Source organism: Alphaproteobacteria bacterium (genome assembly GCA_018063245.1).
In the GTDB taxonomy this organism is placed as follows: domain Bacteria; phylum Pseudomonadota; class Alphaproteobacteria; order JAGPBS01; family JAGPBS01; genus JAGPBS01.
Genome location: JAGPBS010000008.1, coordinates 36,534 through 50,084 on the forward strand (window position 1 = coordinate 36,534; position 13,551 = coordinate 50,084).

At 39.1% G+C, this 13,551-nt stretch carries 9 protein-coding genes and 1 other RNA gene; 7 read left to right on the top strand and 3 right to left on the bottom strand.

What is annotated here, in order from left to right:
- Positions 1-32: 32 nt before the first annotated feature.
- Together asnB and KBF71_01960 are read left to right on the top strand one after the other, a co-directional pair.
- Entirely contained in the window at positions 33-1,988 is a 1,956-nt protein-coding gene (gene asnB, locus KBF71_01955; GenBank protein ID MBP9877082.1) for an asparagine synthase (glutamine-hydrolyzing), read from the top strand.
- Between the two features lie 40 nt (positions 1,989-2,028).
- Positions 2,029-4,284 carry a hypothetical protein gene (locus tag KBF71_01960; GenBank protein ID MBP9877083.1) on the top strand — a complete coding sequence of 752 codons (2,256 nt, stop codon included), beginning with the start codon at positions 2,029-2,031 and terminating at the stop codon, positions 4,282-4,284.
- Between the two features lie 68 nt (positions 4,285-4,352).
- On the opposite strand, the gene secA is transcribed toward KBF71_01960, so the two are convergent.
- Positions 4,353-7,061: a preprotein translocase subunit SecA gene (gene secA / locus KBF71_01965; GenBank protein MBP9877084.1), complete on the bottom strand. Its 2,709-nt coding sequence runs from the start codon at positions 7,059-7,061 to the stop codon at positions 4,353-4,355.
- Positions 7,062-7,262: 201 nt separating this feature from the next.
- On the opposite strand from secA, the gene KBF71_01970 reads away from it, so the two are divergent.
- A complete protein-coding gene (locus tag KBF71_01970; GenBank protein MBP9877085.1) occupies positions 7,263-8,240 on the top strand; it encodes a peptidylprolyl isomerase in 978 nt (325 codons plus the stop codon).
- Between the two features lie 45 nt (positions 8,241-8,285).
- On the opposite strand, the gene KBF71_01975 is transcribed toward KBF71_01970, so the two are convergent.
- Entirely contained in the window at positions 8,286-9,113 is an 828-nt protein-coding gene (locus KBF71_01975; protein MBP9877086.1) for a methyltransferase domain-containing protein, read from the bottom strand.
- Between the two features lie 29 nt (positions 9,114-9,142).
- Between KBF71_01975 and KBF71_01980 the strand changes: the two genes are divergently transcribed.
- A complete protein-coding gene (locus KBF71_01980) occupies positions 9,143-9,919 on the top strand; it encodes a ComF family protein (protein ID MBP9877087.1) in 777 nt (258 codons plus the stop codon).
- 141 nt (positions 9,920-10,060) lie between these two features.
- Positions 10,061-11,107, top strand: coding sequence for a Fic family protein (locus KBF71_01985; GenBank protein MBP9877088.1), 1,047 nt, complete (start codon positions 10,061-10,063; stop codon positions 11,105-11,107).
- A gap of 1 nt (position 11,108) precedes the next feature.
- Here the strand turns inward: KBF71_01985 and KBF71_01990 are convergent, their stop codons facing one another.
- Positions 11,109-11,876, bottom strand: a complete 768-nt coding sequence (locus tag KBF71_01990) for an SDR family oxidoreductase (GenBank protein MBP9877089.1) — start codon at positions 11,874-11,876, stop codon at positions 11,109-11,111.
- 184 nt (positions 11,877-12,060) lie between these two features.
- On the opposite strand from KBF71_01990, the gene ffs reads away from it, so the two are divergent.
- Together ffs and KBF71_02000 are read left to right on the top strand one after the other, a co-directional pair.
- An RNA gene (gene ffs / locus KBF71_01995) (signal recognition particle sRNA small type) lies at positions 12,061-12,158 on the top strand.
- A gap of 173 nt (positions 12,159-12,331) precedes the next feature.
- The coding region (locus KBF71_02000) for a DNA polymerase III subunit gamma/tau (protein ID MBP9877090.1) at positions 12,332-13,551 on the top strand (1,220 nt) is incomplete at its 3' end.

A 13,551-nucleotide genomic window follows, 5' to 3' on the forward strand; every position in this document is an offset into this window, starting at 1 on the left:
TTTATACTATAATAAAGCTGATATAACTTGGCATGAAACAAACCAAAAGGCAAGAAAATTCAAAGATGTGTGGCATTACAGGATTCTGGGATTTTTTAAAAAATAAATCTCTTGAGGCGCAAACAACTTACCTACACCAAATGACCAATTCAATCGCTTATCGCGGTCCAGATAGTTTTGGCTATTGGCAAGATGAAAAAGCAGATCTGCACTTCGGTCATCGTCGCCTTGCGATCGTTGATCTGTCAGCCAATGGTCATCAACCAATGATCTCTCAAAATGGCCGATACGTGCTCATCTACAATGGTGAGGTTTATAATTCAGCCATCATCAGATCAAAACTTGAAACAGAAGGACTTTCATTCAAAGGTCATTCTGACACTGAAATTATTCTTGAGGCCTTTTCACTTTGGGGCATTGATGAAACACTCGCTCATATGGTTGGCATGTTTGCTCTAGCCCTTTGGGATAAACAAACCGAAACACTTTTTCTCATGCGCGATCGTGTGGGTGTCAAACCACTTTACTGGGGCATACAAAACAATGTGCTTCTTTTTGGCTCAGAATTAAAGAGTCTTAAAGAGCATCCTGCCTTTGATAGCAAAAGAAACCTAGAAGCTCTCTCTCATTATCTAACCTATGGCTTTATCCCCACGCCACTCAGCATCTATGAACACACACAAAAGTGTAAACCTGGGACTTATCTTGTCATCAAGAGCCCTACCGATATCAAAGAAGTTTGCTATTGGAGCCTTTATGACAAAGCAATTGATGGCCTTAAAAACCCATTGCAATCTTCGTTTGAAAAAAATATGACGTCGCTCGAGGCAATATTAGACACAGCTATCTCAAGCCGCATGGTAGCAGATGTTCCTTTAGGTTGTTTTCTCTCCGGCGGTATTGACTCATCCTTGGTTGCGGCACTCATGCAAAAGCATAGTTTAAAACCGATTCAGACCTTCTCCATTGGTTTTGATCATAAGCATTTCAATGAAGCACCTTATGCAAAGGCAATTGCAACTCATCTGGGGACAGATCATCATGAGCATATTTTTAAGCCTCAAGAGGCTTTAGATCTCATGACAAAAATTCCTGAGTGGTTTGATGAGCCTTTTGCAGATTCATCCGCTTTGCCGACCTTTCTTGTTTCAAAAATGGCACGACAAAAAGTCACGGTTGCTCTGTCAGGAGATGGCGGTGATGAATTTTTTGCTGGCTATAATCGTTATCTTTTCGCCGGCAAACATTGGGAAAAACTTAAGAACATACCCGCCCCTTTGAAGGTCATTTTCAAACATATTCTTCAATCTTTATCTCCTAAACAGTTGGATGCTCTTGCAACCATTTTACACAAAAGAATTCGCCCAAATCATTTTGGTGAAAAGGTCATGAAATTTATTCCGCTGCTCGAAGCTGAATCAACTCAAGATCTCTATCGTCACTGTGTTTCTCTGCCTCATCGACACTCTTTCTTGAAAGAATCAAACGCTCCCTCACCTTCCTTTGCTTTTGACCATAAAATGACAAACATCAATGCCATTGAAGCCATGCAAATTTACGATGCTCTTTTTTACATGATGGATGATGTGTTGGTAAAAGTCGACAGAGCCTCTATGGCAACGTCTCTTGAAGCCAGAGAACCACTTTTGGATCATCGACTCATTGAATTCAGTTTCAAATTACCCATGAGTCAAAAAATGTCCGGAAGCCAGGGGAAAATGCCACTCCGGCACATTCTGCACAAATATGTGCCCAAAGCTCTTTTTGAAAGACCAAAGGCTGGCTTTGCCATTCCTGTGGCAGACTGGCTCAAAACAGATTTAAGAGACATGGCTGAAGAGTGCTTTTCAACCCATGCTTTGTCTCAAACACCCGAGCTTCATACCACTCATATTCAAGCAGAGTGGTATGCCTTCAAAAAAGGACAAACACACCTCGCGCATCACCTCTGGGCCCTTTTGATTTATCAATTGTGGGCGAGGGGGTGACTAAATCGATTTTTAGTATCAACTATGAAGGAAAATCAAAATGACGAACGTGACCTTAGCACAGGCTCTCAGTAATATTGAGGCTATTGATAAAACAATTATTGGAGACCTCAGTACAAAGATAGAGTTCGATGAAAATGTCTCTGTTGTCTACACACATCTTCAACCACGAGCAAGTGGGTCCTTTTCTATTTATGACCTGATTCTTTTAAGTGATCGGCCAGGGATTGCATTAAGTGATCGTGAAGTAATCGCTTGCACAGAGATTAAGTACCCTGAAGAAAATTCTTCTCACACTATTCTTAAAAGAGAAATTTTAGCTTGGGTTGTTTTTATGGCCACAGGCTCATACTCTAGACAAGGGGCGGAGCCTTCAATGATCAATTCAAAAACATCATACAGATCATGGTTAGTTTCTGAAGCTTTTAATAGAAAAGAACAATATCAAATTGTTAACCAGGGCAAACAGATCACGATTGATAATGAGACTCACAAATTTATCGCACTAGCAACTGATCTGATAAGTGAAAACCTATTATCATTTGACCAATTAAAAAGCTTTATTAATTTATTTATGATGGCAAACAAAAATTATATAAGCTCGAATTTTCTAGATACACCCTTCTTTACTGCTTTTGAACAAATTTTTAAAAAAGCTTTTGTTCAAGGCTTCTTTGACACAAACCAAAATTTTGATGTTGCTCTTTGTCTTGGGGCGATTTTATCATCAATTAAAACAGATCCTTCGGAATCTGACTCTGCCCGCCGAAAACCTCTTGTTTTAACAACTGATCAAGAAGACCAAATTCTTTCGCTCCTTCAACATTTTTTTAAACAACCTGCCTTTTCAGCCAAGCTATTTAGTACCGTTTGTTTTTCTCCAGATGACTATATTGACGTTCCCGTTGATTACTTAATTCTTTGCCTTAATAACTTTCTCAGCACGCTTAGAAGTGGAATATTTAATTTTCAAATGTTCCAACATTTGAAAGAGCTTGATAGTGAATTCTGTGTAGATATATCCTTTTTTAATAATCATTTTATGAAAGATATTGAACTCAAAAAAGTCCCAGTTGATGTTCATCCTGTAGATGGAAGAGTTCTACCATTCATAAGATTTTTTTATGAATACGATGATGAATTTAAAGACTCTTTTATGCAAGATATGTCTCAACCAGGAACACAAACACCTCTTGCATCTTTTTTAGAGAAAATGGGCGCACCCGTTGAACAACATAGAAAAATGCTTACTCTCTTTACTAACTTAACAGAAGATCTTGAAACTTTTGATGGTGAATTTAATAAAGACCTCCCTATCAGATCAGAGATCATCCAAAATGGTAGATACAATCTTGATGTTGTTTGCCGTGAATTTAAAAGATTTCTAACAGCAACAGAAAAAGCCTATCTTGCATTTATCCAAAGCAGGACCGTACTTAGAAAAAACCCTGAATTCAAAAAATTTCTACTGGATCTAAAACCACTGTTTTGGTTAGAGATTAATATCAATAGCCCCGCCACTTACACTTCTTTAAAAGGATATATTGATGCAAGCATCCATCTTTTCAAACTCCAAATGCGGAGATTTTTTGATGATTCATTTTTACGCACCTTGACACAATTTCCATTTGAACAGATAAAAAGTATATTCGGATTATTCGAAGAAGGCCGAGGATTCATTGTTGAACCAGCTTTACAGAAACTGCAATTAATAATTACCCTAAAAATTGGAGTAATAACAGACTCAGTAGATATACCTAAATCATCAGTTACAGCAATTGATGAAATGATAAATATTTCAATGCACTACCAAAATTGTCTCAGATATAGCTATGCGCATCTTAGATTAGATCCATTAACTCAAATATCTTTTAATACATTAGGATTATTAGAGTATGTAAAAGATTGCACATCAGCCTTAAAAAAACTCATTGAAATGGAAAGTGCCATCGACCATGAATTAATTCCTATCATCCTTGAGGAATTAATGACTCATGCTGACAATATTGTTTTTAGCTATCTTGGTTATAATACAATGACAATACTTTTGCCAAATGCATTTTATTATAACATCCATAAAACACTCCTTCATTATGCTTTTGCAATAGAAAGGGGCATCATCACAACAGAACAATATTGCAAAATACTTGAAAAACATATCCAAAACGAGTTCAATAACACAGCCACTTCTACCGATTTCAACGAAGATTTGACCGATCTCATATTGAAAATCATTGGCCGCTATTTAAGCTATGGAAAAGTTGATAACTTAGAGAAATTAATCAATAAGGCTTAATACATCAGATCCTTCTGTATTAAGTTCTACATCCTCTAAAATTTATATCTCAAAACCCAAAAGCGCTCTTAAGCTAAAACGCCATGGCAATGCTTATACTTCTTCCCCGATCCACATGGGCAAGGCGCATTGCGCTGCACTTTAGACCAGCCATTTGGATCAGAATCCGCCTGTTTCACCGTTCCCTTTTTAGAGGAACCTTGATCGCTACCGCCGTCCATTAAAGCTGGGTCCTGACGTGTTTCATGCATCTTTTTCGGCAAAGCCGGCTCATTCGGAAGATCTTCTACAGAGCTCGCCTGAACCTCAACATGCATCAAGAAGTGCGTTACCATCTCTCTAAAGCTCTCAAGCATTAGCTTGAAGAGATTAAATGATTCTTGCTTATATTCATTCAAAGGATCTTTTTGAGCATAGGCTCTGAGTCCAATACCTTGACGCAAATGATCCAAAGCCAAAAGATGTTCTTTCCAATTCTTATCCAGAATCTGAAGCAAAATACTCTTTTCAGCCGCATGCCAAATCTCAGGACCGTACTTTAAGATCTTACCTGCAACATGATCATCCGCAGCTTTGATAACACGCTCTAAAAGCTCATCACCACCGATTCCGTCTTCATCACCCCATGCTTCAATCGGAAGATCGAGCGCAAGAACTGTCTGAACTTGTTCTTTCAACCCTTTCAGATCCCACTGTTCAGCATATGATTTTGGTGGAATGAATCGATCGACCATATCTTCGATCACATCAAGGCGCATGTCTGTAACCATCTCAGACACATCTGCTTTTGACATAATTTCGCGTCTTTGCTCATAAACAACTTTACGCTGATCATTCATCACATTATCGAACTTGAGCAAATTCTTACGAATTTCAAAGTTGTGAGCTTCAACTTTTTCTTGTGCTTTTTCTAGAGCCTTGCTGATCCACGGATGGATGATCGCCTCACCCTCTTCAAAACCAAGCTTACCCATCATCGATTGAATTCGATCCGATCCGAAAATACGCATCAGATCATCTTCAAGAGACAAAAAGAATTTGGAAGCGCCTGGATCGCCTTGACGCCCTGAACGACCACGTAACTGGTTATCAATACGTCTTGATTCATGACGTTCAGTCCCGATCACATAAAGACCACCTGCTTCAATCACAAGCTTTTTGTCTTCTTCAATCTGAGCAAGAAGCTCTTTTCTTTTCTTATTCAGAGCAGCTTCCGTCATACCTTCTTTCATTTCAGCCTGAAGCATCATATCAATATTACCGCCAAGCTGAATGTCAGTTCCGCGCCCTGCCATATTGGTTGCAATTGTAACCGCACCCGGACGACCTGCTTGAGCAATAATTTCTGCTTCTTTGTCATGGAAACGCGCATTCAACACATGGTGCTTAATCTTGTTTTTTGTCAGTATTTTTGATACATATTCAGATTTTTCAATCGACACAGTTCCAACCAAAACAGGCTGCTTTCTTTTTTGGCATTCTTCAACCATTTTCAGAACAGCATTGTATTTTTCATCAGCTGTCCTATAGATTTCATCATCATGATCAATACGCGAGACATCTCTATTTGTTGGAATTTCTACAACATCAAGCGAATAAATTTCAGCAAATTCAGGAGCCTCTGTCATCGCAGTTCCCGTCATACCTGCCAATTTATTGTATAATCTGAAATAATTTTGGAAAGTGATTGATGCAAGCGTCTGATTCTCTTGTTGAATCGGCACATTCTCTTTAGCTTCAATTGCTTGATGCAGGCCTTCTGAATAACGCCGCCCTTCCATCATACGACCCGTAAACTCATCAATAATGATAATTTTTGAATCTTTAACAATATACTCTTTATCCTTTGAGAACATGTGGTAAGCACGCAATGACTGATTCACATGATGCACAAGACTCACATTCGCGAGATCATACAAATTCCCTGATTCAATGAGGCCTTCTGCTCTTAAAATCTCTTCAAGTTTTTCTGTCCCTACATCTGTTAAGGTAACAGATCTCGACTTTTCATCCTTTTCAAAATCTCCATCTGCTTCTGAAAGACGTGGGATAATTTTGTTTACAGCGATATAAAGCGCTGAGCTATCTTCAGCAGGACCTGAAATAATGAGCGGTGTTCTTGCCTCATCAATCAGAATACTATCAACCTCATCGACAATTGCAAAATGGAAACCACGTTGAACCATTTCAGGTAGACGGAACTTCATATTATCACGCAAATAGTCAAACCCAAGCTCATTGTTTGTTGCATAGGTTACATCACACGCATAGGCGGCTTGACGCTCTTCATCATTCAAACCATGAACAATGCATCCAACGGTCATTCCTAGAAAACGGTAAATAGCTCCCATCCATTCGCTGTCGCGCTGTGCAAGATAATCATTCACCGTCACAACATGAGCACCTTTTCCAGCAAGAGCATTTAAATAAACAGGAAGCGTTGAAACAAGAGTTTTACCTTCACCTGTGCGCATTTCTGAAATACCACCTTCATGAAGCGTAATACCACCCATGATTTGAACATCAAAATGTCTTTGCCCTAAAACACGAAAAGCCGCTTCTCTGACAACGGCAAAGGCTTCATTCAACAAGCTGTCAACTGTCTCACCCTTGGCAAGACGATCACGGAATTCTGTCGTTTTTGCTCTTAATTCTTCATCATTGAGAGCTTTGATTGAAGGCTCAAGCGCATTAACAAGCTGAGCACGCTCGCGTAACTGCTTAATTCTACGATCATTCACAGACCCAAAAACTTTTTTTAACAATGCAAAAACCATTTTATCCTCTTCAACCAAATGAAATTCATCGATAAACTTTACATCATAAAATTCATTAATTCAATGTTATTCAAATATTTTTTGACTCTCTGAAATTTCTGTGCATAATTATAGTCCTTAGCTAAAGTTTTTAAAAACAAAACGCGAAAATGTTGCTCTTCAAAATTGCTTGATTTTCGCGAACTTATAATGGGGAAACACATGAATAAAGTTATCATTACAATCGTTGCTCTGGTTGTTCTTGCTGGCGGCGGTTACGGCGTATATAAATATATGAACAAAAACAAAGATCAATCTAGCGCTGAATCTGTGCTCGCAGAAATCGACTCAGCAAAACCTGGTATTGTTGTTGCAAAAGTAAACAACCAACCGATTACAATGGCTGAGCTCAAGACTTTCGTTAAAATGATTCCACCTCAATATCAACAAATGCCAATGGAAACTTTATATCCTCAATTGGTTCAACAGCTTGTTGTTGCAAAACTGGTTGAAACAAAAGCAAATAGCTTAAATATGGCAAATGATCCTGAAGTTGTTGAAAAAATTGAACAGGCTAAAAAGCAAATCATTGAAGGTACATTTATTCAACGTGAAGTGAATAAAAAGATCAATGACGGCAAACTCAAAGAAGCTTACCAAGCTTTCGTTAAAGAAAACCCAGCAGAAGAAGAAGTTCACGCAAGACATATTCTTGTTGATTCAGAAGATGCAGCAAAAGCAATCATTGCAAAATTAAATGACTCAAATGGTAAAAACTTTGAAGAGCTTGCAAAAACATCATCCAAAGATGTTAACTCTGGTCAAAATGGTGGCGATCTTGGCTACTTCACAAAACAAGAAATGATTCCTGAATTCTCAAATGCAGCTTTTGCAATGAATAAAGGAAGCTTCAGCTCAACACCTGTTAAATCATCATTCGGATGGCACGTGATCAAAGTTGAAGACAAAAGAAAAAGACCACAACCAACATTTGATGAGCTAAAGCCACAAATAGGTGCACAACTGTCACGTGCAGCTTATCAAGACATTGTGACTGATCTTCAAAAGAATGCAACAATTGAGCTTTTCGACATGAAAGGTAAGCCATTGCCAAAAGCAGAAGGTGAACAACCAGCTGCTCCAACAGCAGTGCCTGCGGCTCCTGAAACAAAGACAGCTCCAGCTCCTACAGCTGAGTAAAGAATTGAAAACTCATAAAAAAGCCTCCTTTCTAGGAGGCTTTTTTTACGGCTGAGACCAACCCGACATATAAATAATATCAAACTGCGCTTCGATTAAACCATCGTCTCTTGCAAATAAGTCTTTATACAGACAATCTGCTTCCTTAAAAACATGAGACGATGCAACTGAACGATCTCTGGCATGGAGACTATTATTTTGAGCCATTCCACGCAAGTCTTTCATTAACTGATAAATATCAGCATAACTGACAAAAATTTCTTCCTTATCTAGCACAGGTACAAAAAAACCAGCCAGTTGCATTAATTTTCCTAAATCATTTAAACTCAAAGAGGGCGACAAATGTGGTTTAGCACCACCCAAATGTTTGATCTCAGCCTCCAGTAAAACATGTCGCAAATGGACCAGAGAATTTTCACCGATCAGCGCTGCAATAAACAAACCATCTGGTTTTAAAAGCTTACGCACCATTGTGAGCGTTTGAGGCAATTCATTCAGAAAGTGAAAGGTCAATGGCGCAATAATCAAATCGAATGACCCGTCTTTAAAGGGCGGTCTTTCTTCATCAAGACAGACAAGAGACTCATAGTTTTTTCGATCTGTTTTTTTCAAAAAGCTTTCTGATAGATCTGTTGTGATTAGCTGATCAATTTTCCCTGGATAAGCACGATCAAGCAACCCTGTCAAATATCCATCATGAGCACCTAATTGTAAAATAGCAGGGAAATCTTTTTTAATATCCAAGAGCCTATCAATCAACGATTCACAAACCTCACGGTATAAAAAATCGTGCTGATGAAATAAGTGAGCGGCCCTGTCTCGCTGCTGTTTTTTTAACAATCGATCAAATATTTGATGGGATTCTGCTATCATTATTTCTTCACTCAGATTAAACTTGATCCATGACGACTTTTCATCATATCACGAGAGAGATATTCTCCAAAGCCCGATTCACCAAACCTCTAAAAATTCTTTTAGAGGCGCTTTTGCCATCGCGCTGTCTATCTTGTGGCAAACAAGTAAGTGAACAAGGTCTCGTTTGCGCTGAGTGCTGGTCTGATCTAACCTTTATCACAAAGCCACATTGTCCTTCTTGTTCATTACCTTATCCATTTGAAATTGAAAAGAATATGCTTTGCGTCTATTGCGCGAGCAAGACCTATGCCTTTGATCGAGCTCTTTCTGTTCTCCACTACAATGACATGAGCCGTAAGATTGTGTTGAAGTTCAAGCAATCTGACAAAACCTTCATGGCACCTTACCTTGCCAATCTTATGTATCAGACCGGACGCTCTCTCATAGACGAGGCTGATTTATTGGTGCCAATCCCGCTTCATCCAACAAAACTCTTTTCGCGCAAATTCAATCAAGCTGCGCTTTTATCTTACGCCCTTAGCGCTTTGTCAGGTACACCAACAGCTCCTGACCTATTGCTGCGCCATAAGAAAACCCAAAGCCAGGGTGAAAAATCACGCAAAGATCGCTTTGCAAATGTCAAAAATGCTTTCTCACTCAATGAAGCGCAATTCACAAAATCAGACCTCAAGGGTAAAAACATCTTGCTCATTGATGATGTTTTCACAACAGGAGCAACTCTTTCTTCTTGTGCTCATGTCTTGAAAAAAGCAGGGGCCAAGAGTGTCAAAGCCCTCACCCTCTGCCGCGTTCCAAAGGATTAATTTTTTAATGGAAATTTACCGGAAGTTTACTCGACATTTACCGGAATATTCATTGACAAATATCAACAAAATAACTATACTTATTTTATGAGCTTTACTCCAAAATACACCATCACTCCCCACATCGCTAAGTTACTAAGCGTGATTGAAGCTTCACGTCAATTGATTACGGATTTACCGATAACAGCTAAAATGATCAGCTCACTACGGGAATCTGCCAAAATTGCTTCAACACATCACTCAACCTATATTGAAGGAAACGGACTTTCTTTAGCCGAAGTCAGGACTATCATTCAAGACAACTCACATTTTCCCAATCGTGAAAAAGATGAAAAAGAGATACGTAACTATTACCAAGCCTTAGATGCTATTGATAAAATGGCTCTAGACACAATACCAATCCAAGAGCTTGATATTCAATATCTCCATGGCATATCGTTTTTGGGAAAAACAAAACCGACACCATATCGTGATGGCCAAAATGTCATTCGTGCCGGTAAACTCGTTGTTTATATCCCCCCAAAAGCCACTGATGTTCCATCTCTTATGCAAGATCTTATTGACTGGATCAATCAATCCATTAAAGACGACCTCCCTCTTCCTATTATTACAGGACTTGCTCATTATCAATTTGCAACAATCCATCCATACTATGATGGAAATGGCAGAACAGCACGCCTTCTCGTCACATTGATCTTACATAAATATCATTACGGATTAAAAGGAATCTACTCACTCGAAGAGTATTATGCCAAAGATCTGCATGCATACTACCAAGCTCTCACCGTTGGAAGTGATGAAGATTATTATCAAGGACATAGAGAAGAAGCCGATTTAACAAACTTTCTTGAGTATTTCATAGAAGGTATGGCGCATGCTTTTGAAACAATAAAAACTCAAGCCAAAACAGCTCAAACACAGGGCAGCATAGATCAATCCCCTCTTTTACGAAACCTAACAAGACAGCAAAAATTAACCTTAAAACTCTTTATAACATCAAAAGAAATCACAACAAAAGATATTGCAGACCTTTTTCAATTTAGTGATCGACAGGCTCGGTACTTATGTCAAGAATGGATATCAAATAACTTTATAAAAATTGCAAACCCAGCCTCAAAAAATAGGTCTTATCAACTTACTGAAAAATATGAATCTTTGATTTTGAATTCTATTGAAATTCATGGATAGATCAATACTCACCATAGTGAGTTTCAGGAAGCGTCTGTCCTCCATCAACAATTATTGACTGACCTGTGATGTATCTTGCTTCATCTGACGCTAAGAACAAATGAGCAAAGGCGACTTCTTCAGGTGTCCCTAACCTCTTCATTGGAATGGGAGCAATGCGTTCTTTAATGGCCTGTGGACTATTCGCTTTGGCAAGGCCTTCTGTTTCAATATTTCCAGGCTCAACTGCATTGACGGTAATATTGTACTTTGCAAGTTCGATTGCGATTGTTTTCATAAAACCATTCATACCGCTTTTTGCGGCTGTATAATGTGATTTTCCTGGCAGACCAACGCGTGGACCGGAAATGGATGAAGTCAAAATAATACGTCCGTATTTCTGATCTTTCATGACAGGCACAACTGCTTTCACTGCATAAAATACGCCATTTAGGTTGGTTTGAATCGCTGTATGCCATTCATCTTCGGTCATCTTGTCAATTCTCGATGCTGGATAAAGACCGGCCGCATTATGGATAAAGACATCAATTCGGCCATATTTCTTGGTTGTTTCAGCAACCATTTTCTGCATATCTTCTGACTCTGAAATATCTCCGACCAGATAAGAGACTTCAGCGCCTTTGGCAGTCAAGTCCGCTGTCACTTTTTTCAGATCAGCTTCTGTGCGGCTTAAAATGACAACTTTCGCACCTTCGGCTGCAAAGACCTTTGTAATACCAAGACCAATACCTTTACTGCCCCCTGTAATAAGAACAACTTTATCTTTCATCCGCGCTTCAGCAAAGCAAACTGTTGTTGATGCTGTTAAAAGAATGACCGCTAAAAGAACTGATTTTACAAATGTCATTTTATGCTCCCTTTTTAGAGCATTTTTAGATGATATAAAACGACCTGTCAAGGCCATTTATATTAAAAAACACTTGCAATTTTGTTTTAAAGTAACCATATTTAAATTGGGGTTGGAAACGGATGAGGCACTCGTAAACCCGGTCAGGTCCGAAAGGAAGCAGCCGTAGCGAATCTGTCTTAGGTCGTCTTCCAACCCTTTATATTAAATTAAAATTTATCACATATACATAATAACGCGCAATATTAATAAAGGTTAGGAAAAAACACCGCACCTTAAAAAATAATCCATATCCGATTTTTATCTGTTCAGGAGATGAAATTTTTGGTACAAAAATAGCTAGAGATTTCGTAATTTTTACACTCAGGACATTTTGAATGGCTCAACTCGACATCAAGCAAGCAGCTTACCGTGTCTTAGCACGCAAATACCGACCAAAAACATTTCATGATTTGATCGGTCAAGAGGCTATGGTCAAAACACTTGATAACGCTTACAAAACAAATCGCCTTGCTCATGCCTTTATGCTCACAGGCGTCAGAGGCGTTGGTAAAACAACAACAGCGCGCATTATCGCCAGAGCTATTAATTGCGAAACACCAAATCAAGGCGACATTTATGCAATGTCCCCTTGTGGTACTTGTTCTTCTTGTCAGTCAATTCTTGAAGATCGCAATGTTGACATTATGGAAATGGATGCTGCGACCCGAACGGGCGTTGATGATATTCGCGAAATTATCGAAGGCGTAAAATACGCCCCTGTTTCTGCCAAATATAAGATTTACATCATCGATGAAGTTCATATGCTCTCAAAAGCTGCCTTCAATGCGCTTTTGAAAACATTGGAAGAGCCACCAGAAAAGGTAAAATTCATCTTTGCAACGACTGAGATTCGCAAAGTTCCTTTAACCGTTCTTTCAAGATGTCAGCGATTCGATTTGCGGCGCGTCACCATTAGCGAGCTTCAAAGTTACTTCCAAAAAATTTGTGCGCAAGAACAGGTTGAAATTGAAGAAGAAGCTCTGCACTTTATTGCAAGAGCAGCAGATGGTTCTGTCCGTGATGGACTCAGCCTTTTAGATCAGGCCATTGCGATGTCAACAGGTCACGTCACGAGTGAAGATGTTAAGAACATGCTCGGCCTTTCTGACAGAGCTGAAATGTCAATTCTCTTCAAACATGTTTTGTATGCAAAAACAGAAGATGCATTGAAACTATTTCTAAACATGTATGCCAAAGGGGCAGATCCTCAAGTGATCTTGCAGGACCTGCTAGATCTCACCCACAATCTATCACGCTTAAAAGTATGCAGCACACAAAACAGCACGGCTGATGATATGCCAAGCTGGGCAGTTTCTTTCTATAAAGAAAATGAAGATAGCATTCAAATCTCAACGCTCACACGCATCTGGCAGATTCTAATCAAGGGCCTCAAAGAATGTGATCAAGCACCTTCAACCCAGCAAACAACAGAGATGATCTTGATTCGTCTGTGCTATGCAGCCAATTTGCCTGACCCATCCAAACTCTTGAAAGCCTATTATGACCAAGATTTCTCGGATGAAACCACGACGGCCCTTTTTCAACAACCAGATTC

Coding starts and splice junctions, on each gene's coding strand:
- KBF71_01970 (MBP9877085.1), top strand. CDS start 7,263: ATGAATAAAGTTATCATTACAATCGTTGCTCTGGTTGTTCTTGCTGGC.
- secA (MBP9877084.1), bottom strand. CDS start 7,061: ATGGTTTTTGCATTGTTAAAAAAAGTTTTTGGGTCTGTGAATGATCGT.
- KBF71_01990 (MBP9877089.1), bottom strand. CDS start 11,876: ATGAAAGATAAAGTTGTTCTTATTACAGGGGGCAGTAAAGGTATTGGT.
- asnB (MBP9877082.1), top strand. CDS start 33: ATGAAACAAACCAAAAGGCAAGAAAATTCAAAGATGTGTGGCATTACA.
- KBF71_01960 (MBP9877083.1), top strand. CDS start 2,029: ATGACGAACGTGACCTTAGCACAGGCTCTCAGTAATATTGAGGCTATT.
- KBF71_01980 (MBP9877087.1), top strand. CDS start 9,143: ATGACGACTTTTCATCATATCACGAGAGAGATATTCTCCAAAGCCCGA.
- KBF71_01975 (MBP9877086.1), bottom strand. CDS start 9,113: ATGATAGCAGAATCCCATCAAATATTTGATCGATTGTTAAAAAAACAG.